We start from the raw sequence: 22,969 nt of genomic DNA on the forward strand, positions 1-22,969 counted from the left end.
CTGCCGGAGGACGCCCCCACCCTTCCACGTCGCGCCCGAGGGCGCACCACCGGTCCGGTGACGTCCCAGTGTCGCGACGGGGGCTCTCAGGAACGCGCGGGCGTCCCGTGCCGCGTCAGCGCCCGAGGCGGCGGAGCAGCGGCGCTGCCATCGCGCGCAGCTCCGGGACGCGGAGGACCCAGAGCAGGCCGAAGTAGACGAGGGCCATGACGACGCCGGTGAGCACCATCGAGATGAGGGCCTGCGGCCAGCCGGCGGCCGGGTAGTCGTCCGCCTGGGCGAGGACGAACATCACCAGGAAGCCGGCGCCGATCGAGGGGAGGGTCGCGGCGGCGTAGGTGGCGAAGCGGAACGCGATGCGCGTTCCTCCCCAGCCGCCGAGCTTCTTCCGGAGCATCAGGCACGCCATCAGCGCCTGGACGGCGACACCCGCCGAGATCGAGAGCGCGACGAAGAACGCGGTCGAGTCGTCGGGGAGGAGGAAGGCGATCCCGCAGCCGACGACGATGATCGCGGTCTGCACCAGCGTGTAGAGGAACGGCGAGCGGCCGTCGTTGAGGGCGTAGAACCCGCGCTGCACGATCGCGAGCGTCGAGAACAGCGGCAGCACGATGACGTACGCGGTGATGATCATGGCCATCTGCCCAGCGGCGACGGGATCGGTCGGCGCGAAGATCGTCGCGAAGGAGCGGGCGCAGACCACGAGGGCCGCTGTGGCGAAGAACAGGAAGAGCCCGACCACCCGGATCGAGGTGGAGATGTCGCTCCGGAAGTCCTTCATCTCGTTGCGCGAGGCGTGGCCGCTCATCTTCGTGTAGTACGCGGTGGCGATCGAGACGGCGATCACCGAGTGCGGGAGCATGAAGACGAGCCAGGCCTTCTGCAGCGCTGTGGCCGAGGCATCGTCGCCCGAGGGGCCGCTCACCGTGTTGTTCTCGATGAAGCCCGCGGCGACCGTCAGCAGCAGTGTCGCGAAGGTCCAGCCGGCGATCCTCCCGGCGCGGCCGAGGCCGACGCCGCGCACGTTGAAATCGGGACGGTAGCGCAGCCCGACCCGCTTCCAGAAGAAGACGAGCAGGATCGCCTGGAGCGCCACGCCGAGGGTCGCGGAGCCGGCCAGGACGGCGATCATCTCCGGCGTCCACTGCGTGGCGACGCGGTCGCCTCCGCCGTCGGAGCCGAAGAGCTGCTGGAAGGCCAGGAGCCCGCCGATGGCGACGACGTTGTTCACGACCGGGGTCCAGGTGAACGGACCGAAGGAGCCGCGCGCGTTGAGCACCTCGCCGAGGATCGTGTACAGCCCGTAGAAGAAGACCTGCGGCAGGCACCAGTAGGCGAAGGTGACGGCGAGGCGGGTCTGCTCCGGTCCGTACTGCGAGGCGTTCAGCTGGATCAGCAGGGGTGCGGCGAGCGTCGCGATCACCGCGGCACCGAGGAGGACGAGGAGCGCGAGGGTCAGCAGCTTGTTGATGTAGCGCTGACCGCCGTCGGCCTGGAGACCGGCGCGCACGATCTGCGGCACGAGGACCGCGTTGAGCGCACCGCCCGCGATGATCGCGTAGATCGTGTTCGGGAGGCCGTTGGCGACGGTGAAGGCGTCGGCGCCCTGGCCGACGAGGCCGATGGTCTGGGTGAAGACCAGCGACATCACGAAGCCGAGGACCCGCGAGACCATCGTGCCGGAGGCGAGGACGGCGCTCGCGCGACCGAGGGAGAAGCTAGCCACGGGGATCCGTTCGATCGTCGTCGAGGCCCGGCTGGACGGCGAGGGGGGCGTTCGGGTCCTCCTCGTCCTCCCCGGGGGTGTCGCCGCGGCGGCGCCGGCGGATGTTGCGGAGGATGCCCGCGCCGAAGACGAGGACGAGGAGGATGCCGATGCCCAGGGTGCCGACGGTCTCCCAGTCGGCGCGGACGTTGGTCACGATGCCGGTGGGCGTGCCGATGGGCGTGCCGTCCTGCGCGGTGAGCTGCATGCGCAGCTCGGTCTCGCCGTTGCCGACGCGGGCCTTCACCGGGATGAGGACGCGGCCCTGGGAGCGGGCGTCGATCGCGGTCGGCTCGACCGAGGACTCGTCGATGTCGAGGACGGCGTTCGAGGTCGAGGCCTGGATGCGCACCGTCACGGGCCAGGGCAGGTCGTTGCGGACGTAGACGGGGATGCTCGAGTCGCGCGAGAGCTGGGTGACGCTGTCGGAGCTCTCGATGGCGACCGAGGAGAGCGTCGTGTCGGCCTGCTCGCGGCTCGCGGTCACCGCCTCCTGCCAGCCGGTCGCGTCCTCGCGCCAGGTCACGGCGAGCAGGGCCAGGAGGTCGTTGCGGCGCTTGCCGCTGAGCAGCTCCGGCTCGGTGAGGACGGCCGAGAACGACTCGACGCGGGCGGCCGCGGTCAGCAGGTCCGAGACGCCCTCGAGGCGCTGCTCCGACTCGGGGGAGTCGACGACCGTCGCGTCCTCCGTGGCCGACGACGTGAGGGCGGCAGCGAGGGACGAGCCCTCGGCCCAGGGCAGGGCGTCGACGGCGTCGAGGGTCTGGGCGAGGCGGACGCCGTCGATCGCCGCGCCGCGATCGAGTGCGAGGACCACGTCGGGCGACTCGTCCTCCCGCTGCACCTGCGCGAGGTCGGCGGTGAGGTCGGCCATGCTCGCGCGCCACTCCGAGTCGGTGCTCGCGCTGACGGCGGCGTCGAAGGCGGTGGAGAGGGCGCTGTCGGCGACGATCACGTCGTGGTCGTCGACCGTGGCGCGGGTGGTGGTCGAGACGCCGTCGGGCAGGACGAGGCCTGCGGAGGAGACGACCGTGCGGGTCATGCCGCCCGTGGCATACACGCCCAGATCCGCCGCACGGACCGTGCCGTCGTCCGGCCAGGCGATGCTGCCGACCGTGGGCGACCAGTCGAAGGCGAGGAGCGACTCCGTCGTCGGGCGGTCGGGGAGGTCCTGCGTGGTCGAGTCGTCGGGCACGGCCGTGGGGGTCGGCGTGCCCGTGCTCGTCGGCGCGAAGAGCGCGGGATCGAGCGCGTACTCGAACGAGGTCGGCGCGAGGAGCGTGGAGAGGCCGGCCTGGGCCTGGGCGGCGACGTCCGCATCGGCGTAGGGCAGGGCGAAGACCTCGTTCGGCACCGACTGGAGCCGCTCCAGCCAGGCGGTCGCCGACTCCGGTGCCGTGTCGCCGAGGACGCGGATCGACGCCAGGATGCGCGGGTCGACGCCGAGGGTGACGGCGCGGCCGTCGACGCTGTCGAGCTGGCGGGAGAGCGTGCCGGTGGTCTGGGTGTAGTCCTGCAGGGTCTCGGCCGAGAGCAGGCCGTCGGCGGTGTCGGGGACGGTGAGCGGCACGAGGACGCTGACGCCGGTCTCCTGCTCGCTCGGGAAGCCGGTCGTCAGCTCGACGACGCCCCGGCCGGTCGCGACGGTGCCGCCGGGGCTGGTGACGGTCACCGAGATCGCGTGGCTGCCGAAGGCCTCGGGGTCTCGGCCGAAGTCCATCGAGAAGGGGAGCGAGGCGGCCGGCACGGTGACGCCGACCTGTGCCGAGCTGGAGGGCAGCAGTCGCACGTCGGCGCCGTCGCCGGTGCTCGTGCCCTCGTCCTCGGACTCGCCGTCGAGCCACTCCGCCAGCTCGGCCCGGGAGTCGAGGGTGTCCTCGTCGATCGCGACCTCGACCCGTGCGCCGTCGATCGACTCGGTGGTGCCGTTGCGCACCGAGATCGCGAGCTGGAGGTCCTGGCCGGGGAGGAGGACGCCGTCGTTCGCGGCGCCGACCGTCGCGGTGACGGTGGCCTGCCCGGACTCGAGGGCCGTGCGCTCGGCGGCGGCCGCCGCGGGGAGGGCGCCGCCGAGGAGCGCGATCGACAGCGCAGCGGCACCGGCGGAGCGGAGCAGCTGCGGGACCGCTCGCCGGGGGCGGGGACGATCGGAGGGGGTGAGGTCGTGCCGACGCATCGAACTCACTCGGCCTCCATGCGGGTGATTCTACGGGCAGGCCCCCCGGCGGTCGGCTGATCGACCGCGGGATGCGCTGCGGAGTCGCTCAGCAGTCGTAACCGGTCGAGGCGGTTGCGGCTCGGCGCGCACCGCGGCCCGGTCACGCCTCCCCGGTAGGATCTGCCGGATGCACAGCGTCCAGACCGCCCTCGAGACCCTCCGAGCGCTCGCGGCGACACCGACGGTGGCCCGGCTCGCGGAGGCGTTCGCCGCGCAGGGCCACGAGCTCGCGCTGGTCGGCGGCCCGGTCCGCGACGCCTTCCTCGGCCACGGCGTGCACGACCTCGACTTCACGACCTCGGCGCGGCCGGACGACATCGTGCGGATCGTCGCTCCGATCGCCGAGGCGCACTGGGACATCGGCCGCGCGTTCGGCACGATCGGCGCGCGGATCGCGGGCGAGACGGTGGAGATCACCACGTACCGCAGCGACAGCTACGACGGCGTCAGCCGCAAGCCCGAGGTCGAGTTCGGCGACAGCCTCGAGGGCGACCTCGTGCGCCGCGACTTCACCGTCAACGCGATGGCGCTGCGGCTGCCCGAGATCGTGCTCGTCGACCCGGCCGGGGGAGTGGAGGACCTGCTCGCGGGCCGGCTGCGCACGCCGGCCGCCGCCGACCTCTCCTTCGGCGACGACCCGCTGCGGATGCTGCGCGGCGCGCGGTTCACCTCGCAGCTCGGCTTCCGGACGACCGACGAGGTCGAGTGGGCGATGGCCGAGCTGGCCCCGCGCATCGACGACGTCTCCGCGGAGCGGATCCAGGAGGAGCTGCGGAAGCTCCTCGTAACCGCCTCGCCGCGGGCCGGACTCGAGCTGCTGGTCGACACCGGTCTGGCCGGTTACTTCCTCCCCGAGCTGCCGGCCCTGCGCCTGGAGCAGGACGAGCACCACCACCACAAGGACGTCTACGTGCACAGCCTCACGGTGCTCGAGCAGGCGATCGCGCTGGAGGGGCAGCGGAACCCCGGCGCGGCGCCGGACGTCACCCTCCGCATCGCCGCGCTGCTGCACGACATCGGCAAGCCGGCCACCCGGCGGCTGGAGCCGGGCGGAGCGGTCAGCTTCTACCACCACGACCTCGTCGGGTCGAAGCTCGCGATCAAGCGGCTGCGCTCGCTGAAGTTCGACAAGCAGACCATCGCGGACGTCGCCCGGCTGATCGAGCTGCACCTGCGCTTCTTCGGCTACACCGAGGGTGCCTGGACCGACTCGGCCGTCCGCCGCTACGTCACCGACGCCGGTCCGCTGCTCGAGCGGCTGCACATCCTGACCCGGGCCGACGTGACCACCCGCAACACCCGCAAGGCCGACCGGCTGGCGCACGCCTACGACGACCTGGAGCAGCGGATCGCGGAGCTCGCCGAGAAGGAGGAGCTCGCCTCGAAGCGGCCCGACCTCGACGGCACGCAGATCATGGCGATCCTGGATCTCCCGCCGGGGCGCGAGGTCGGGCTGGCCTACAAGTTCCTGCTCGAGCTGCGGCTCGAGGAGGGACCGCTCGGCGAGGAGGAGGCCGCCCGGCGGCTGAAGGAGTGGTGGGCGGCGCGCTGAGCGTCGTCGCGCGGGATCGGTAGCCGATCAGTCCCGGTCCGTGAGAACGGACTGCCAGTCGCGCGGCACCCGGTCCGCCGGTCCGGGCGTCGACTGGTCGGCGGGGTGGCTCTGCGGGTCGGCGAGACGCGGACCGTCGGCGTAGTCGTCCGTCCGGTAGTCCCAGAACCACTCCTCGCCGGGCTCGAAGCTCCGGATGACCGAGTGGCCGGTCTCGTGGAAGTGCGCGGTCGCGTGCCGGTTCAGCGAGTCGTCGCAGCAGCCGATGTGCCCGCAGAGCGCGCAGCGGCGCAGGTGCAGCCACCACGAGCCGGACTGCTCGCACTCGACGCAGCCGGGGCCGCTCGGCGGGACGGAGGGGTCGATCGTCTGCTGCGTCGTCATGCGCTCAGCTTGTCCCTCCGCGCCGTCCGGCACCAGATCCGTCCCGTCCTCCGGAGTACCGTCTGAACGGTTCTCGAACTTCGGAGCGATCCCTCCGTGTCGCGACGCGGCAGGCCTATCGTGGAGCCACTTCTCCCCTGCTTCGGGGAGGAGCGCACGCTGACGTCGACTCGGGCGTGCCCCGGGCCGACCCGAGCACGGAGGTACGACCATGCCGTATGTGACCACGGACGACGACGTCGAGATCTACTACAAGGACTGGGGATCCGCGGACGCGCAGCCGATCGTGTTCCACCACGGCTGGCCGCTGTCCTCGGACGACTGGGACGCGCAGCTCCTCTTCTTCCACGCACACGGCTACCGCGTGATCGCGACCGACCGCCGGGGCCACGGGCGGTCGGCCCAGGTCGGCACCGGACACGACATGGACCACTACGCCAGCGACGTCGACGCCGTGGTGCGGCACCTCGACCTGCACGACGCGGTCCACATCGGCCACTCCACCGGCGGCGGCCAGGTCGCGCGCTACGTCGCGCAGTACGGCCAGCCGCAGGGCCGCGTGGCGAAGGCGGTCCTCGTCTCCTCCGTGCCGCCGCTGATGGTGCAGACGGAGGCGAACCCCGAGGGCACGCCGATGAGCGTCTTCGACGGGTTCCGCGAGGCGCTCGCCGCGAACCGCGCCGAGTTCTTCCAGGCCGTCGCGTCGGGTCCGTTCTACGGCTTCAACCGCGACGGCGCGGAGGTCTCGCAGCCGGTGATCGACAACTGGTGGCGGCAGGGGATGACGGGCAGTGCGCTCGCGCACTACGAGGGGATCAAGGCGTTCTCGGAGACGGACCAGACGGAGGACCTGAAGGCCATCACCGTGCCGGTGCTCGTGCTGCAGGGCGACGACGATCAGGTCGTGCCGTACCAGGACGCGGCGCTGAAGCAGCACGAGCTGCTGCAGGACTCGACGCTGAAGATCTACGAGGGCTACCCGCACGGCATGCTGACGACCCACGCGGACGTGATCAACCCGGACCTGCTGGCGTTCATCCAGCGGTAGCGCGTCCCGGTGACGGCGGGATCCGGCGGGCGACCGCGGATCCCGCCGGATCGGCCCTGGGCTCGGAGCCCCGCGGATGGTAGGGTCGTCAGGTTGTCCATGACCAGACGCACTCGCGTCCGCGGGAGTGGGCAGATGCTACATACCCTCCTGTCACGGAAATACCGTGGCCGTTCAGTCCGAAGGAGGTGGGTTAGTGACGCATCAGTACGAACTCATGGTCATCCTGGATCCCGAGATCGATGAGCGCACCGTCGCTCCGAGTCTCGACAAGTTCCTCAACGTCATCCGCACCGATGGTGGATCCATCGACAAGGTCGACGTCTGGGGCCGCCGTCGTCTGGCGTACGAGATCAACAAGAAGTCCGAGGGCATCTACGCCATCGTCGACTTCACGTCGACCTCGGCCGCCGCGAACGAGCTCGACCGTCAGCTGAAGCTGTCGGAGGCCGTCATGCGGACCAAGGTGCTCCGCGCCGAAGAGGGCATCGCCCAGGTCGCCGCCGCCAAGAAGCTCGCCGACGAGAAGGCCGCCCGCAAGGCTGCCAAGGCTCCGGCCGCTCCCAAGGCGTAACGCTGATGGCCGGCGAGACGATCATCACCGTGGTGGGGAACCTCACCGCCGACCCCGAGCTGCGCTACACGCAGGGCGGGCTCGCGGTCGCGAACTTCACCATCGCCTCCACGCCGCGCACCTTCGACCGTCAGGCGAACGACTGGAAGGACGGCGAAGCGCTGTTCCTCCGGGCCTCCGTCTGGCGCGAGTTCGCCGAGAACGTCGCGGGGACGCTGACCAAGGGCAGCCGTGTCGTCGCGACCGGCCGCCTGAAGCAACGCTCCTACGAGACGAAGGAAGGCGAGAAGCGCACCAGCATCGAGCTCGAGATCGACGAGATCGGCCCCTCGCTGCGCTACGCGACCGCTCAGGTCACGCGCGCAGCCGGTGGCGGCGGTGGACGCGGTCAGGTCGGCGGCGGCGGCGGCAACCAGGGCGCGAGCCAGGGCGGCTTCGGCGGCGGCAACGGCGGCAACCAGGGGGGCTCCGGCGGAAACGGCGGCGGCAACCGCGGTGGCGGCCAGGCCGAGGAGCCGTGGGCGCCCAGCGCTCCGGCCGGTGGCGACGTGTGGAGCACGCCGGGCAGCTACAACGACGAGACGCCGTTCTGAGCCTCCGGCTCGAGCGCGCCCTCACCTGAATCACGCGTCCCCGCCCCGAGAGGGGTGCCGACGGACGCGAACCAGAATCTAAGGAAACCACTATGGCTGGAAAGAGCAGCGGCGACCGCCGCAAGCCGATCCGCGGCAAGGGCGCGAAGAACGCGGCCCCCGCGAAGTCGGTCCGCGTGGGCGTCATCGACTACAAGGACGTCCCGACCCTTCGCAAGTTCATCTCCGAGCGCGGCAAGATCCGCGCCCGTCGCATCACCGGCGTCTCCGTCCAGGAGCAGCGCCTCATCGCCCGCGCCGTCAAGAACGCCCGCGAGATGGCGCTCCTGCCCTACGCCGGCAGCGGAAGGTAGGTAGAAGATGTCCAAGGTCATCCTGACCCACGAGGTCGACGGGCTCGGCTCCGCCGGCGACGTCGTCGACGTGAAGAACGGGTTCGCCCGCAACTACCTCATCCCGCAGGGCTTCGGCGTCGCGTGGACCCGCGGTGGCGAGAAGCAGGTCGAGCAGATCAAGTCGGCGCGAGCCGCTCGTGAGCACAAGACCATCGAGGAGGCTCAGCACACGAAGCAGGTCCTCGAGGCCAACCGCGTGAAGCTGACCGTCAAGGCCGGAAAGGACGGGCGCCTCTTCGGGTCCGTCAAGACCTCCGACATCGCGACCGCGGTGGCGGCGGCCGGCTACGGCGAGCTCGACAAGCGCAAGATCGTGATCTCGAACGCGATCAAGAACGTCGGCGAGCACGAGGCCGTGGTGCGTCTGCGCGACGACATCCAGGCCACCGTGAAGCTGCAGGTGGTCGCGGCCAAGTAAGGCCGCGAGAACGCCGCGGAGGGCGGTGCGACGGGACTTCACGGTCCCCTCGCACCGCCCTTCGTCGTTGCGGTTGTCCACAGCTCCATCCACATACACCCTCGCGGGAGGGCAACCTTCAATGTGGTCTGGAGACTCTTTTCCCCACACACCTGTGGAAAGCGGGAAAAGCCTGGTCAGGTCGTCGAAAAAACTTGTCCGACAGTCGAGTTCCCACAGGGTTGTCCACATGTTGCCCACAGCGGGTGCGGCGTTTCCCGCTCGTTCTCCACAGTTCTCTCCACAGGGTGGTTTGACCCCGGCGGCGGGCGGTCCGTAGTGTGGCGCAGCGCCCCGCGAGGGGAGCGGGGCGGGCGCCGAGCGGCCGCTGTCGGAGGTCGGGCGTAGACCTGTGTCCGGCACTCGCGACAGGCGGCTCGACCGTGTCGCCACCCGTTCCGCGAGGCACCCGACAGGAGGAGGCGAAGGCATGACGATCGCGCACCTGGCGGTTCCCGGCTCGGACGGACGAGACGGGCGGGACTCCCGAGGGGACTCCCCGCGCAGCAACGAGCGCACGCCCCCGCACGACCTGCTCGCGGAGCAGTCGGCGCTCGGCGGCATGCTGCTCTCGAAGGACGCCGTCGCCGACGTCGTGGAGAGCGTCAAGGCGACCGACTTCTACATCCCCAAGCACGAGATCGTCTTCGAGGCGATCCTGGCGCTCTACTCGCACGGCGAGCCGACCGACGTCATCGCCGTCACCGACGAGCTGACCAAGCAGGGCGAGCTGCAGCGCGCCGGCGGCGCCGACTACCTGCACTCGCTCACCGCGATGGTGCCGACCGCGGCGAACGCGGGCTACTACGCGTCGATCGTGGCCGAGCGCGCGCTGCTGCGCCGCCTGGTCGAGGCGGGCACGCGCATCGCGCAGATGGGCTACCAGGGCGAGGGCGAGGTGCTCGACCTCGTCAACACGGCGCAGGCCGAGATCTACAACGTCACCGGGTCCGAGACGGCGGAGGACTACGTCCCGCTGACCGACGCGGTGACCGTCGCCATCGATGAGATCGAGGCCGCGGCGCACAAGGACGGCGCCTTCACCGGCGTGCCGACCGGCTTCGCCGACCTGGACGACCTCACCAACGGCTTCCACCCCGGCCAGATGATCATCGTCGCGGCGCGACCGGCGCTCGGAAAGTCGACGCTCGCGCTCGACTTCGCCCGCGCCGCCGCGATCAAGCACAACATGGCGACGATCTTCTTCTCGCTCGAGATGGGGCGCAGCGAGATCGCGATGCGCCTGCTCTCGGCCGAGGCGTCCGTTCCGCTGCAGCACATGCGCAAGGGCACGGTCGACCAGCGCGACTGGACGACCATCGCCTCGACCCGGGGCCGCATCAACGACGCTCCGCTCTACATCGACGACTCGCCGAACCTCACGCTCGTCGAGATCCGCGCGAAGTGCCGCCGGCTCAAGCAGCGCATCGGCCTGAAGATGGTCGTCATCGACTACCTCCAGCTGATGACCTCGGGCAAGAAGGTCGAGAGCCGCCAGCAGGAGGTCTCCGAGTTCTCCCGTGCGCTGAAGCTGCTCGCGAAGGAGCTGCAGGTGCCGGTCATCGCGCTGTCGCAGCTGAACCGTGGACCGGAGCAGCGCGCCGACAAGCTGCCGGCGATCTCCGACCTCCGCGAGTCCGGCTCGATCGAGCAGGACGCCGACATGGTGATCCTCCTGCACCGCGAGAGCGCCTACGAGAAGGACAACCCGCGCGCGGGCGAGGCCGACCTCATCGTCGCCAAGCACCGCAACGGTCCGACCCGCACGGTGACCGTGGGCTTCCACGGCCACTTCTCCCGCTTCGCGGACATCCCGGCGGTCTGACGCTCGTGGCTGCACAGGATCCGGTCGAGGAGGTCGCGCTCGACGGGGAGAGCATCCGGCTCGGGCAGTTCCTGAAGTTCGCGGGGATCCTCGACTCCGGGGGCGAGGTGAAGGAGGCCGTCGCGGACGGCTTCGTCAGCGTGAACGGCGAGGTGGACCGGCGGCGCGGGCGGCAGCTGGCGGTCGGCGACGTCGTGGAGTTCGGCGGGCGCCGGTTCCGCGTCGGGGCGTAGGACTCGTTCGCACGTCTCCTCTTCCGGGCGTCTCCTCTTCCGGGTGCCGCGAGTGCGTGGCTAGCATCGGGGCGTGCGACGCCGGGGTCGCGCCGGTCAGGAGGCTCCGATGGGGTTCGTCAGCTACGGGATGCTCGTGTCGGTCGACGGGTTCGTCGCGGCGGCGGACGGGGACATCTCCGGTTTCCCCGCGCCAGGGCCCGCGCTGCACCGGGTCTTCAACGACGGGCAGCGCGCCGCCGCCCTGTCGGTCTACGGCACCCGCATGTGGCGGATGATGGCGTACTGGGGCCGGCCGGATCCGGAGTGGGACGAGGTCGCCGAGGACTTCGCCCAGGCGTGGGTCGAGACTCCGAAGGTCGTCTTCTCGTCGACGGTGACCGAGGTGCCCGAGGGCGTGAGGCTGATCGCGTCCGATGCGGTCGACGCGTTCCGGCGGATCAAGGCCGAGACCGAGGGTGCGATCGAGGTGAGCGGGCCGACGCTGGCCGCCGCACTCGGCGCGGCAGGGCTGATCGACGAGTACCGGCTCTACACGCAGCCGTTCGTCCTCGGCGGCGGGACGCCGTACTTCGCTGCGGGGTTCCGACCGGAGCTGCGCTTCCTCGACAGCGAGCCACTGCCGGAGGGCGCAGTGCTGACGCGGTACGCGCCGCGGTGACGGGCAGCGGCAGCATCTTGTTGCGTCGGACGCCAAGGACTCGACGTTCCGCGCCGGTACCGGTCCGACAGTCCGCGCCGCGTGGGCACCTGGTAAAGTCGAACCAATCGACCCCCTCCCAAGCCTCTCCTTGAAGCTCAAATGGGAGGGGCCTTTTTTATGGGTATCGGGGTACTGCAGTGGCTCTGAAGCCGAGCCTTTCGTGGGCGCAGCAGGTTCAGTTGCTTCGCCAGCGCGACCTCGCCATCGGTGACCCAGCGGCCTGCGAGAGATTCCTAGCGGCGCAGAACTACTACCGGTTCTCCGGCTATGCCAGGTATTTTCAGCGCGCCCCACAGGACGGCGACGACATGTTCGTCCAGGACACCTCCTTCGAAGGGATCCGGAGGATCTACGACGCAGACGAAGAGCTGAGGCAGTCGCTCAGCGCGCAGCTCGCGCACGCCGAGATCCTCCTCCGCAGCCACACCGCTCATGTCATCGCCGATCGACACGGCCCCTACAGGTCGTATCTCTCGGCCGCCTTCTACTCGGATGCTCCCTCTGTGGAGCCGACCGCGGAGGCGTGCCTCCGAGACATCGAACGCTGTCGGGAGAGGCACATTCTGCGGTTCACAGCGAACACTCGCGAGGTGGGGACTGCACGCTTCGATGCGCTGCCGATCTGGTCTGCAGTCGACGCTTGGTCGTTCGGCACGCTGTCGAAGTGCATCGAACGCGGTGATTCCGGGTCGCTGGCCGGCGCAGTCGCCTCGAGCCTCGGTATCGCTCAGGCGGGATTCGCATACCGAGTTCGGGCGCTCGTGTATCTGCGCAACAGGTGTGCTCACCACAGTCGGCTGTGGAACCACTCGATCATCGACGCCGGACCGACGCCGAACAACGTCCGGACGAAGGCGAAGCGTCTGGCCGGGCAGTTCGATCCGAGATCCGTGCTCGACGTCGTCGCGTCGCTTGATGACATCCTCCTTCGAGGTGCAGGCGCCGTAGCCATCCTTCCGTCGCTCATCATCGAGCACTCACCACACGAGCCCTTCTGGCGGGGACTCCGCGCGCCGCAGACCACTCACGACCAGCACGACCACATTCCCTGAGGAGACGGGTCGAAGCGCAGCGCCGATGGTCCGTCGGAAGACACGGCGTCTAGCCGAGGGTCGGACGTGCGGTCTCGCCGGCGCGGGGGGCGGCGGCGATCAGCTCTCCGTAGCGGTCGAACTCGATCTGCTGCAGGGTCTTCCCTCTGGTCTGCGGGGCCCAGATCGCACCGACGGTGAGGGCGATCAGCAGCAGCGCGATCATGATGAGACCGACCACGGGGACGCCGTGGGCGGCGAGCACCGTCGGGAAGTAGTAGCTGAGCACCCCGACTGCGACGCGGGCGGCGAAGAACAGGACTCCCTGCGCGCTCGCGCGGTACGGGGTGGCGAACAGCTCGCTCGCCCACAAGCTGTAGAACGCCTGCGCGCCGGTGCCCGCGGAGACTCCCCAGCAGACCGCGAACAGCAGGAGGACCGGGAGCGTGACCTCGGCGAACACGAGCAGGACCCACGCGACGATCCCCAGGGCCGCACCGGCGGTGTAGAGCAGCCTGCGGCTCACCCGGTCTCCGAATCGCATGAAGCCCAGCCAGGTCGCGAGGACGGTGCAGCTCCAGAGCAGCACCTGGAGCAGGTTCTGGGCGACGGGGTCGGCGACTCCCGCCGTGGCGTAGACCCGGGGCATGAAGATCCCCATCTGACCGGCGCACACCCCCCAGAATCCGTAGATCCCGAAGAGGAAGACCAGGGCCCTGACGTTCGTCGGCCTCGAGAGCAGCTCCCGGAGGCCGCGACGCGGTGCGCGGGTCCGCAGTGCGCGGCTGTTCGACTCCTTCCAGAGGACCGACTCGTGGAGTCCCTGGCGGATCCACCAGACGACGAACGCGACGAGGAACAGGTGGACGAAGACGAGTCGACTGCCCAGCAGGCCCAGGGGGGCGAGCACGGTCGCCAGTGCGAAGCCGACGACCGGCCCCATCGACCAGGCGAGCTGCGCCGTACCGACGTGCTTCGCGCGCCGGCCGGCCGGTGCCTCCTCCGCGATGTACGTCCAGGACGCGGGGACGCCGGCGCCGACCGCGATCCCCGTGAGGACGAAGGCGGCCCCCAGCATCCAGACGTCGAAGGCGAACGCCGCCAGCAGGATCCCGACCATGTAGAGGATCAGGTCGTAGGTGTAGATGAACTTGCGGCCGTAGCGGTCGCAGAGCGGACCGCCGATCAGCGCGCCGACCGCGGCTCCGAACGCGTTCGCGCTGACGGCCGCGAGCAGGCCGACAGCCGTGTCGTCGATGCCGAACTCCGCCTGCCAGAAGCCGAGGCTGGTGGCGATCGCGATGATCGAGCCGGCCTCGATGTAGTTCGACATCGCCACCGAGACGGTGGCCTTCCAACCGGTGGTGGAGGTCGCTCCGAAACGTGCCATTGGACTGTTCTCCCTTGAACGAGGTGGTCGTGCGCCGTCGATGGGCGCCGAGGTCAGAGCTGAACCCGGCGGAAGGCCACGCCGAGGAGCTCGGCGGCGGCCTGGAGGTCGCGGGCGCGGTGACCGACGCACAGCGCCCAGTGGTGGTCGACGCCCGAAGCGCTCCACTCGTCGACCCAGAGCCCCGGATCACCGCCGAAGTCGACGCGGGACGTGGTGTTGCCGATCCGCAGCAGGGGGCCGGGCACCACGGTGCCCTCGGAGGCGACGAAGACGTAGGAGCCGTCGCGCTCCTGCCCGAGGCCGAAGACGGTCACCGGGCCGGGACGGACGTCGAGCTCGACCGAGACGCCCCAGCCGCGCTTGCCGTGGTAGACCCCGAGGCCCCGCAGCAGCGGAGGGCCGGAGGAGATCGCGAGGTGCGCGGGTCCGTCGTGGCCCATCTCGACCACGCCGTCGACGAAGTTCAGGCCCTGGATCTCGGTGAAGGAGCCGCCGGCTCCGAGGCGCTGGGCGATCAGCATCGCGAGCGACGCGCGCAGCTCGTACTCGCCCGCGACCGGGAGACCGCGGGCCGTGAGCAGCGACGCGCCCAGGATCATGCCGGCGCCGAGTCGCTCGTGCTGCTCGCCGTTCAGGCCGCGGTGATAATAGGCGAGCGAGTCGAGCCGGAAGTCCTCGATCAGCCGGTCGAGGCCCACCGAGACCTTCGCGCCCCAGGAGAAGTCCTCCTCCTCGACGGTGTCGTCGACTGTGAAGACGCACCGCGCCAGCTCCATGCGCTCCTCCACCTCGGCGTCGGTCACCGCTTCGACACGGACGCGCAGGTCGTCGAACTCGAGGACCTCGACGTGCGAGCCGAAGGTCGTCGAGACCGTGGTGAGGTCGGTCGAGACGTCGAGCATCCCGGGATAGAGGTGCCCCATGAGGCCGTGCCTGCCGTGGCGCAGCGCGGCGCGGACGTGAGCGGCGCCGATCCAGCGGCCGATGCGCTCCCACGCGCTCTCGTCGCGCAGGTGGCCGGAGACGGAGCGGAACGGGATGCCGGCGCGGCGGAACACGTTGCCCATCTCGGGTACCGAGCACTGCCCGCAGTACGCGAGCCACTCCCCGGTGCCGAAGCTCTCGTGGTCCATCGCCGCCGTGGGCTGGAGATCGATGATCAGGACGGGAGCGCCCGTCCGCTGCGCGATGGGCAGGACCATCGACGCGGTGAGGTAGGTGGTGAGGAAGACCACGAGGAGATCGGGATCGGCCCGGCGCAGCGCCTCCGCCGCCGAGGCCGCGCCGTGGGCGTCGCTGATGAAGCCGGCATCGGTCACCTCGACGTCGAGCTCCGCCAGGCGGCCGGAGACGTAGCGGGCCGACTCCTGCAGCTGGGGCAGGAGGGCGGGGAACTGGGGCCAGTAGGCGCCCAGCCCGCCGGCGACGAGTCCGACGCGGGTCCGCCGGCGGACGGTCTCGGGAAGCAGTCCTGGGAATCGCGCGCGCTCTGCGGACATGGTGCGAACTCCTGTGGTCGACGTGGAACTGACGGGCGGGCGGGGGACGGGCGGGCGGCGGCCGGGCCTTGCTTCTGCGGTTGCGGAGCGGCCGACCCGTGGAACGTTTCACCACGGTAGGGGGGGCAGTGCTCCGCCGTGGCGGCCGTCATCGCCGGGTGGCGCGTTCCGACCACTGCGTGGATGGGAGTCCGCGGAGTGCGGGCCCGACCGGCGGCGGCGCGTGGGAGGCTCGGATCGAGTCATCAGCAGGGGAGCGGGCGTGGAGACGGCGGAGTCCCGCCGGGCACCATCCGCCTCCGAGGAGTCAGGAGCGCGCGCATGCAGGTCGGAACGCACATCGAGTCGGTTCAAAGGTCGCCTCGCGACGGGACGGAGGGGCTCGCATGAAGGTGGGAGTTCATTTCATGAACTTCACGCTGCCGGGGGGCAGTGCCGGGATCGCGCCGATCCTCGGGGCGACGGCGCGGACGGCGGAGGACGTCGGCTGCGAGTGGTTCACGCTGATGGACCACTACTTCCAGATGGAGCAGTTCGCGACGAGCGAGGATCCGATGCTCGAGGGGTACACCTCGCTCGGCTTCGTCGCGGGGCGGACGGAGCGGCTGCGGCTGGGGCTGCTCGTGACGGGCGTGACCTACCGGCACCCGGGACTGCTGGCGAAGATCGTGACGACGCTCGACGTGCTGTCGGGCGGGCGGGCGATGCTCGGGATCGGCGCGGCCTGGTACGAGCGGGAGCACCTCGGGCTCGGCGTGCCGTACCCGGCGCTGAAGGAGCGGTTCGAGCGGCTCGAGGAGACGCTGCAGATCTGCAAGCAGATGTGGAGCGAGAACGACGGGCCGTACACGGGGAAGCACTTCCAGCTGGCGGAGACGCTGAACCACCCGGAGCCGATCCAGCGGCCGGGGCCGCCGATCCTGATCGGCGGCAGCGGCGAGAAGAAGACGCTGCGGCTGGTCGCGGAGTACGGCGACGCCTGCAACCTGTTCGCGATCGGGGCGGAAGGGGTCGCGCACAAGCTCGACGTGCTGCGCCGCCACTGCGACGACCTCGGGCGCGACTACGACGCGATCACGAAGACGATCATCGGCGGCGGCGACCCGGTCGGCGACCCGGACGGGTTCGTGCGGGCGATGGAGGAGTACGCGGCGCTGGGGATCTCGCTGGTCGAGCTCGCGCCGCAGGGGCCGGACCCGGAGGGGTACGTGGCGCGGCTGGGCGAGGGCGTCGTGGGGCGGCTGGCGGCGATCGGCTGAGGGCGGCGGGTCTCGATACGCCGCTGGCGCGGCTACTCGACCAGCATGGAAGGGGTGCTGCGCGGCCGGCCGGCCGACGTGGAAGGGGTGCTGCGCGGCCGGCCGGCCGACGTGGAAGGGGCGCTGCGTGGCCGGCCGACTGGCGTGGAGGGGTGCTGCGCGCACAACATCAGCTGAGAGCACCCGGCCTCCGCTGTCAGCGGAGGGGCCCCCGTCTCAGCTGATGTTCTGCGCAGTGGCGGCGGCGGTACATCAGCCGAGGACGTGCGTCGTCGCCGAGGGGCGCTGAGAGTGACGCCTGGCTGATGTTCTGCGTCCGGATCGGGTGCCGTGGTCTGCGGATCCGGACTGTCGGGCGCACTTCATGCTGATCGAGTAGCCCGCGGAGCGGGCGTATCGAGATCCACCGGCGCCAGAAGGACGAGTCTGCAGACCGGGCCTTCATCGGGCGGTGGGTCTCGATACGCCGCTGCGCGGCTACTCGACCAGCATGGAGGGGCCGCTGCGCGGCTACTCGACCAGCGTGTCCGCGGGCCACTCTTCCCCGTGGATCCGGCGTCAGGGGGTGGGGGTGCAGCCGCAGGTCTCGCCGAGGACGAGGGTGGTCGGCAGGCGGACGTGGCGGACGGGGGCGTCGGCCAGGGTCTCGTCGAGGAGCTCGAAGGCGATGCGGGCCATCTCGCGGACGGGGACGGCGACGGTGGTGACGCGGACACCGCCGAGCAGTGCCTCGCGGATGCCGTCGAAGCCGACGATCGCGAGCTCGGCCGGGACGCGGATCCCCTCCTGGGAGGCGGCGCGGAGGAGGGCGAGGGCGTGCTCGTCGGTGGTGGCGAAGACAGCCCGCGGACGCTCGGTGTGCAGGATCGTGCGGAGGGCGGCCTCGGCCGAGACGCGGTCCATCGGCACGCGGTGCAGGCGGCCTGCGGCGCCTCCCCTCGCCTCCGCCCAGAAGCGGGCGCGGAGGCCCGAGGGACCGAAGTCGTCGGGGCCGGTGACGCAGTGCACGTCCTCGTGGCCGTGGGAGAGCAGGTGCTCGACCGCGGCTCGGACGCCCTGCTCGTCGTCGAAGACGACGCTCGGCTCGGTGTCGGTGGGGGCCGCGGAGTGCAGGAAGACGCGGGGGGCGGTGTCGGCGGTGCTGGCCGGGTCGATGGTGATCAGGAGGATGCCGGCGGTGCGGAGATCGGCGAAGGTGCGCTCGTAGCCGCGCTCCACCTCCGGGTCGTACTCGGTGTTGCCGAGGAGGGTCAGCAGCGAGCGACGGCGGGCCTCGTGCTCGATCTCGCGCGCCAGCTCGCCGAAGAAGGCGTTCGAGGAGTCGGGGACGAGCAGGCCGACCAGGTTCGAGCGGCCGACGCTGAGCGCCTCGGCGAGGGTGTTGCGGCGGAAGCCGAGCGCGGTGATGGCGGTCTCGACGCGGGCACGGAGCTCGGGGGAGACGGGGCGCGGGCCGTTGTTGACGACGTAGCTGACGACGGTGGCGGAGGTGCCGGCCGAGCGGGCCACATCGGCGAGGGTGGGGCGCCGGGGGCGGGCTGACATCCGGTCAGCCTAAGGGAGGGGGGTGGGGGAATCTCGAGACGCCCGCTGCGCGGGCTACTCGATCAGCATGATCGGCTCGGGATGTGCGGGCCGCTCGATCAGCATGATCTGCGCCGGACGCCGGTCGGCGTGGTCGGCCCGCCGACGAATGTTTCACATGGGCGTAATAAACGGGCGGGTGGGGGAAACAGGGCGCGACTATGGTCACGCTAACCGCTTAGAACCGCCGACTCCCCTGGAGCGTCATGCACGCCACCCTCACCCCGTTGCGCCGCGCCGCGCTGCCCGCGACGGCGGCCGACGCGTCCGGTGACTCCCGGGTCGTCCGAGCGCTGACCCGCACCGCGTGGGCACAGGCCGTGCTCCGCGCGGTCGCCGCGGCCTCCAACCTCTCCTTCGCGCACACCCGGGTCGCCGTTCTCGGGACCGGGCCGCTCGCCGTCGAGCTGGCGAGCAGGACCGCCGCGACGGGCGCTCGCGTGATCGTCGTGGGCGACGATCCGATCGCGCTGGTCGAGATGGCCCAGCTCGGGCTGACGGTGCAGACAGCGGACTCGGCGGACCTGCGGGATGCGACGATCGCGTTCGCAACGGGCGAGCTCCGGTCGCCGGTCACCGCGGCGCTGCTCGGCACCGGCGGTCCTCTGCTCCTGGTCGACGCGGCGGAGGAGCGCCCGGCCGTGACCGCCCGCACCGACCCCTCCTCCGGCCGCCCCGGGATCGACCGCATCGCGGACGCCGGGCGCGAGCTCTTCCTCCTGGTGGCGCGCGACGTCGCCGACGGCTCGGTCCGCCGCACGCGCGAGCAGCTGTCCGCGCGCTTCGCGGCCGCGGTCGAGGCCGCCCGGGAGCAGGACCCGTCGCCCGGCGATCTGCACGAGCGCGCCGACCGCGCCCTCGCGCGGGAGCTGCTCCGATGACCGCGCCGATCCGGGACCCCTCGCTCCGGCGGCAGGGGCAGGACAAGATCGACTGGGCCGCGCGCTTCATGCCGGTGACCCGCGGGATCGCCGGACAGCTCCGCGAGAGCGGCGCCGTGCGGGGCCTGCGGATCGGGCTGGTGCTCGTGCTCGAGCCCAAGACGGCGACGCTCGCGCTCGAGCTGGCGGCGGCCGGCGCCGACGTCAGCGTGATGTGCGGCGCCTCCAACACCCACGACGACACCGCGGCCGCCCTGCAGCACGCGGGGATCGCGGTCTTCGCCCGTTCGGACGCGAGCGCCGCCGACGACCGCGCGTTCGCGCTCGGACTGCTGGACCGGCGCCCGGACATCCTGGTCGACGACGGCTCGTCGGTGACCCGGCTCGCGCACACCGACCGGCCCGCCGTCTTCGAGACCCTGCGCGGCGCGACGGAGGAGACCACGAGCGGCCTGCGCCCGCTCCGGGTGATGGAGCGCGAGGGCGCGCTGCGGATCCCGGTGCTCGCGGTCAACGACGCGCGCTGCAAGACCCTCTTCGACAACCGGCACGGCACCGGGCAGTCGACGCTCCTGACCATGCTCGACCTGCTCGCGACTCCGCTCGACCGCGCGCACGTCGTCGTCGCCGGCTTCGGACCGGTCGGCCGCGGGGTCGCCCAGCACGCCCGCGCGCTCGGCGCCCGCGTGACGATCGCGGAGGTCGACCCGGTCCGCGCACTCGAGGCGGTCTTCGCCGGCTACGACGTCGACGCCCTGGAGTCGGCGGCCGGCAGCGCCGACCTGCTGATCTCGGCGACGGGCATCGCGCACACCGTCGACGTGGAGCACCTGCTCGCCCTGCCGGAGGGGGCGGCCGTGGCCGTCTCAGGCGGTGTCGCGCAGGAGATCGCGATCGACGCGGCGCTCGCCGCGGGCGCGACCCGGCAGAGCATCGGCCACGCGCTGGAGAGCTTCACGCTGCCCAACGGCCGTTCGATCGTGGTGCTCGACGACGGCGGCTGCATCAACTGCACCGCCGGTGAGGGGAACCCGATCGAGATCATGGACCTGTCCTTCGGCGTCCAGGTGGCCGCCGTCGACCTGCTCGCGCGGGAGGCGGGGAGCCTCGCTCCTGCCGTGCACCTGCTCCCGCCCGAGGTGGACGACCGGGTCGCGCGCGCGAAGCTCGACGCGCTCGGGCTGCGGATCGACGCGCCGAGCAGCGCCCAGCGCGACTTCCTCGGCAGTTGGGCCTCGACCGGCCGCCGGGCCGCGCCGCAGCGGGACGGGGCGCGCTCGTGACCGAGCTGCTGCGCCTGGACGGCGTCGGCGTGACCTACCGGAATGCGGAGCATCCGTCGCTGGTCGACGCCAGCTTCTCGGTGTCGAGCGGCGAGGTCGTCCTGGTCGCGGGCCCGTCCGGCTGCGGCAAGAGCACGCTGCTGCGGGTGCTGAACGGACTGGTGCCGCGCTCCTACCGCGCCGAGGTGACCGGGCGGATCGAGGTCGAGGGGCGGGACGCGGTTCCGCTCGCGCTGCGCGACATCTCGGAGGTCGTCGGCACGCTGCTGCAGGATCCGGGCAAGCAGGTCGTCGGGCACAGCGTGCTCGCCGAGATCGCGTTCGGGCTGGAGAACCGCGGGACGCCGCCCGCCGAGATCCGCGAGCGCGCGCACCGGGTCGCCGAGCGGCTCGGGCTGACCGCTCTGCTCGCGACGCCGCCGCACGAGCTGTCCGGCGGGCAGCTGCAGCTCGTCGCCTTCGCGGGGATCCTCGTGCTCGATCCGCGGGTGATCGTCATCGACGAGCCGCTGGCCAACCTCGATCCCGACGCGGCGGACGTGCTGCTGCGGGCGGTGCGCGCCTACGTCGACGGCGGCGGGGCGGCCGTGATCGTCGAGCACCGCGTCGACGAGGTGCTCGCGCTCGAGCCGGACCGCGTCGTGTACCTGGAGGAGGGGCGCGTCGTCTACTCGGGCGACGTCGCCGGGTTCCTCGAGGTCGCGTCGCCCGAGTCGGTGAAGCTTCCGTTCGAGGCGCTGCTCGCCGGCGCCGCGGGAGAGGAGTCGCCCGAGGAGGAGGCGCGTCCGGCCCCGGCCGGTGCTGCCCGCCTGCACTTCGACGGCGCCGAGCTCGGCTACGGCGCGCGGACGATCGTGGCCGCCGTGGATCGGCGCTTCCACGCGGGGGAGAGGGTGGCGATCCTCGGCCGCAACGGCGCCGGCAAGTCGACGCTGATGCGCGCGGCCGTCGGTCTGGTCGCGCCGACGCGCGGACGCGTGCTGCTGGACGACCGGCCGGTGCACGAGCTGACCGCGGCCGAGCTCGTCTCGACCTGCGGCTACCTCTTCCAGAATCCCGGCCAGGCGCTCTTCAGCGAGACGGTCGAGGCGGAGCTGGCTTTCGGGCCGCGCAACCTCGGGGTGCCGGCGGAGGAGATCCCCGCGATCGCCGACGCTGCGCTGCGCGCCGTGTCGCTCGACGACGTGCCGGGGATCCTGCAGCGGCCGCCGCGGACGCTCTCCTTCGGGCAGCAGCGCCGGCTCGCCGTCGCGCTCGCCCTCACGCTGCGGCCGCGGACGCTGATCCTCGACGAGCCGACGGCGGGGCAGGACGAGCGCTCCTCCCGCCACTTCCTCGACGCGGTCTGGGCGATCGACGGGATCGACAGCGTGTACTTCATCACCCACGACGTCGACATGGCGCTCGCCCGGGCGGACCGCGTGGTGGTCGTCGACGGCGGCGGGATCGTCGCCGACGCCAGCCCCGCCGAGGTCGTGCACGACGCGGCGCTCTGGCACGGCCCGGGCGTCGACCCCGGCCACTCCCGCGCGGTGCTGCGCGAGACCGACTTCGTGCGCGCCGCCCGGCACCACGGACCCGCGAGCGGCCGCCTCCCGCGCCCGCTCGACCTCGCCCGGCACCTCCGCCGTGCGCAGCAGGACTCCGGCAGCACCCCCCACGCCGGACGCACCGCCGATCCCCGCAGCTCCTCTCCCTCCCTCGAAAGGACACACCCGTGACCGCCACCACCTCCACCGCCGCGAAGACCGGCCCCTGGGCCGTCTCCTCCCGCACGATCGTCTTCGGCGCCGTCGGCGCCGCCCTCTACGGCGCGCTCGGCGCCCTGAGCTTCGTGATCCCCGGGACGATGATCTCGATCCGCCCCGCGATCGCGATCATCCCCTTCGTGGGCCTGCGCTTCGGACCGGTCGCCGGCTTCTTCACCGGCGCCGTCGGCAACGCGATCGTCGACCAGATCATGGGCTACGGCTTCCTCACCTACTGGAACTGGAGCATCGCGAACGGCCTCGTCGGCCTGCTCGCCGGACTGATCGGCTACTACGCCAAGGAGCCGCGCACCACCGGCCGCCAGCTCGTCTGGGCCGCCGCCATCGCGGTCGCCGCGGTCGTCGTCGGGCTGCTCTTCACCGCCACCGACTTCCTGTTCCTCGGCCAGACCTTCCAGTACTGGTTCTTCGGCTCCTACCTCCTGGCGATCCTCGCCACCGGCATCACCGCGGTGATCCTGGTGCCCGTGCTCGACCGGGTCTGGAAGCCGCTGCAGAACCTCGCCGGACGCTGACGGGCGCC

21 protein-coding genes are annotated in these 22,969 nt (G+C 71.5%); 15 read left to right on the forward strand and 6 right to left on the reverse strand.

What is annotated here, in order from left to right; all coding sequences use genetic code 11:
• Positions 1–115: 115 nt before the first annotated feature.
• Together murJ and EDF22_RS17605 are read right to left on the reverse strand one after the other, a co-directional pair.
• Positions 116–1,726: a murein biosynthesis integral membrane protein MurJ gene (gene murJ / locus EDF22_RS17600; RefSeq protein ID WP_260303536.1), complete on the reverse strand. Its 1,611-nt coding sequence runs from the start codon at positions 1,724–1,726 to the stop codon at positions 116–118.
• A complete protein-coding gene (locus tag EDF22_RS17605) occupies positions 1,719–3,941 on the reverse strand; it encodes a DUF6049 family protein (protein ID WP_123706122.1) in 2,223 nt (740 codons plus the stop codon). Before EDF22_RS17605 ends, murJ begins: the two co-directional genes overlap by 8 nt.
• Positions 3,942–4,110: 169 nt before the next feature.
• Between EDF22_RS17605 and EDF22_RS17610 the strand changes: the two genes are divergently transcribed.
• A complete protein-coding gene (locus tag EDF22_RS17610; RefSeq protein WP_123706123.1) occupies positions 4,111–5,535 on the forward strand; it encodes a CCA tRNA nucleotidyltransferase in 1,425 nt (474 codons plus the stop codon).
• Between the two features lie 27 nt (positions 5,536–5,562).
• Here the strand turns inward: EDF22_RS17610 and EDF22_RS17615 are convergent, their stop codons facing one another.
• Positions 5,563–5,919 carry a UBP-type zinc finger domain-containing protein gene (locus tag EDF22_RS17615; protein ID WP_123706124.1) on the reverse strand — a complete coding sequence of 119 codons (357 nt, stop codon included), beginning with the start codon at positions 5,917–5,919 and terminating at the stop codon, positions 5,563–5,565.
• 211 nt (positions 5,920–6,130) lie between these two features.
• Here EDF22_RS17615 and EDF22_RS17620 point away from each other — a divergent pair, with 211 nt between their 5' ends.
• From EDF22_RS17620 to EDF22_RS17660, 9 genes are all read left to right on the forward strand, one after another.
• Positions 6,131–6,967: an alpha/beta fold hydrolase gene (locus tag EDF22_RS17620; RefSeq protein ID WP_123706125.1), complete on the forward strand. Its 837-nt coding sequence runs from the start codon at positions 6,131–6,133 to the stop codon at positions 6,965–6,967.
• Positions 6,968–7,163: 196 nt separating this feature from the next.
• Positions 7,164–7,541 (forward strand): 30S ribosomal protein S6, encoded by a 378-nt coding sequence (gene rpsF / locus EDF22_RS17625; RefSeq protein WP_123447279.1) that lies wholly within the window; start codon positions 7,164–7,166, stop codon positions 7,539–7,541.
• Between the two features lie 5 nt (positions 7,542–7,546).
• On the forward strand, positions 7,547–8,134 hold the full coding sequence (locus EDF22_RS17630) for a single-stranded DNA-binding protein (RefSeq protein WP_123706126.1): 588 nt from the start codon (positions 7,547–7,549) through the stop codon (positions 8,132–8,134).
• A gap of 92 nt (positions 8,135–8,226) precedes the next feature.
• Positions 8,227–8,487, forward strand: coding sequence for a 30S ribosomal protein S18 (gene rpsR, locus EDF22_RS17635; RefSeq protein ID WP_056039813.1), 261 nt, complete (start codon positions 8,227–8,229; stop codon positions 8,485–8,487).
• 7 nt (positions 8,488–8,494) lie between these two features.
• Positions 8,495–8,947, forward strand: coding sequence for a 50S ribosomal protein L9 (gene rplI, locus EDF22_RS17640; protein ID WP_123447282.1), 453 nt, complete (start codon positions 8,495–8,497; stop codon positions 8,945–8,947).
• A 469-nt stretch (positions 8,948–9,416) separates the two neighbouring features.
• Positions 9,417–10,811: a replicative DNA helicase gene (gene dnaB, locus EDF22_RS17645; protein ID WP_123447283.1), complete on the forward strand. Its 1,395-nt coding sequence runs from the start codon at positions 9,417–9,419 to the stop codon at positions 10,809–10,811.
• A gap of 5 nt (positions 10,812–10,816) precedes the next feature.
• Positions 10,817–11,044, forward strand: a complete 228-nt coding sequence (locus tag EDF22_RS17650) for an RNA-binding S4 domain-containing protein (protein ID WP_123706127.1) — start codon at positions 10,817–10,819, stop codon at positions 11,042–11,044.
• A gap of 109 nt (positions 11,045–11,153) precedes the next feature.
• Positions 11,154–11,705 carry a dihydrofolate reductase family protein gene (locus tag EDF22_RS17655; RefSeq protein ID WP_123706128.1) on the forward strand — a complete coding sequence of 184 codons (552 nt, stop codon included), beginning with the start codon at positions 11,154–11,156 and terminating at the stop codon, positions 11,703–11,705.
• Positions 11,706–11,884: 179 nt separating this feature from the next.
• Positions 11,885–12,799: an Abi family protein gene (locus tag EDF22_RS17660; RefSeq protein ID WP_260303537.1), complete on the forward strand. Its 915-nt coding sequence runs from the start codon at positions 11,885–11,887 to the stop codon at positions 12,797–12,799.
• Between the two features lie 49 nt (positions 12,800–12,848).
• Here EDF22_RS17660 and EDF22_RS17665 read toward each other — a convergent pair whose 3' ends face one another.
• Together EDF22_RS17665 and EDF22_RS17670 are read right to left on the reverse strand one after the other, a co-directional pair.
• Positions 12,849–14,168, reverse strand: a complete 1,320-nt coding sequence (locus EDF22_RS17665) for an MFS transporter (RefSeq protein ID WP_123706129.1) — start codon at positions 14,166–14,168, stop codon at positions 12,849–12,851.
• A 53-nt stretch (positions 14,169–14,221) separates the two neighbouring features.
• Positions 14,222–15,670 carry an L-fucose/L-arabinose isomerase family protein gene (locus EDF22_RS17670; RefSeq protein WP_123706130.1) on the reverse strand — a complete coding sequence of 483 codons (1,449 nt, stop codon included), beginning with the start codon at positions 15,668–15,670 and terminating at the stop codon, positions 14,222–14,224.
• Between the two features lie 386 nt (positions 15,671–16,056).
• Here EDF22_RS17670 and EDF22_RS17675 point away from each other — a divergent pair, with 386 nt between their 5' ends.
• Positions 16,057–16,929 (forward strand): LLM class F420-dependent oxidoreductase, encoded by an 873-nt coding sequence (locus EDF22_RS17675; RefSeq protein ID WP_123706131.1) that lies wholly within the window; start codon positions 16,057–16,059, stop codon positions 16,927–16,929.
• Between the two features lie 558 nt (positions 16,930–17,487).
• On the opposite strand, the gene EDF22_RS17680 is transcribed toward EDF22_RS17675, so the two are convergent.
• Positions 17,488–18,474 (reverse strand): LacI family DNA-binding transcriptional regulator, encoded by a 987-nt coding sequence (locus tag EDF22_RS17680; protein ID WP_123706132.1) that lies wholly within the window; start codon positions 18,472–18,474, stop codon positions 17,488–17,490.
• Positions 18,475–18,719: 245 nt separating this feature from the next.
• Between EDF22_RS17680 and EDF22_RS17685 the strand changes: the two genes are divergently transcribed.
• Genes EDF22_RS17685 through EDF22_RS20980 form a run of 4 tightly spaced genes read left to right on the forward strand, consistent with a single transcriptional unit; the run spans position 18,720 to position 22,961 of the window.
• A complete protein-coding gene (locus EDF22_RS17685; RefSeq protein ID WP_123706133.1) occupies positions 18,720–19,394 on the forward strand; it encodes a hypothetical protein in 675 nt (224 codons plus the stop codon).
• Positions 19,391–20,677, forward strand: a complete 1,287-nt coding sequence (locus EDF22_RS17690; RefSeq protein WP_123706134.1) for an adenosylhomocysteinase — start codon at positions 19,391–19,393, stop codon at positions 20,675–20,677. Before EDF22_RS17685 ends, EDF22_RS17690 begins: the two co-directional genes overlap by 4 nt.
• Positions 20,674–22,398, forward strand: a complete 1,725-nt coding sequence (locus tag EDF22_RS17695) for an ABC transporter ATP-binding protein (protein WP_185039082.1) — start codon at positions 20,674–20,676, stop codon at positions 22,396–22,398. The genes EDF22_RS17690 and EDF22_RS17695 overlap by 4 nt, the downstream gene beginning before the upstream one ends.
• Positions 22,395–22,961, forward strand: coding sequence for an ECF transporter S component (locus EDF22_RS20980; RefSeq protein WP_123447291.1), 567 nt, complete (start codon positions 22,395–22,397; stop codon positions 22,959–22,961). The genes EDF22_RS17695 and EDF22_RS20980 overlap by 4 nt, the downstream gene beginning before the upstream one ends.
• Positions 22,962–22,969 lie beyond the last annotated feature (8 nt).

Source organism: Rathayibacter sp. PhB127 (genome assembly GCF_003751665.1).
Lineage (GTDB): Bacteria > Actinomycetota > Actinomycetes > Actinomycetales > Microbacteriaceae > Rathayibacter > Rathayibacter festucae.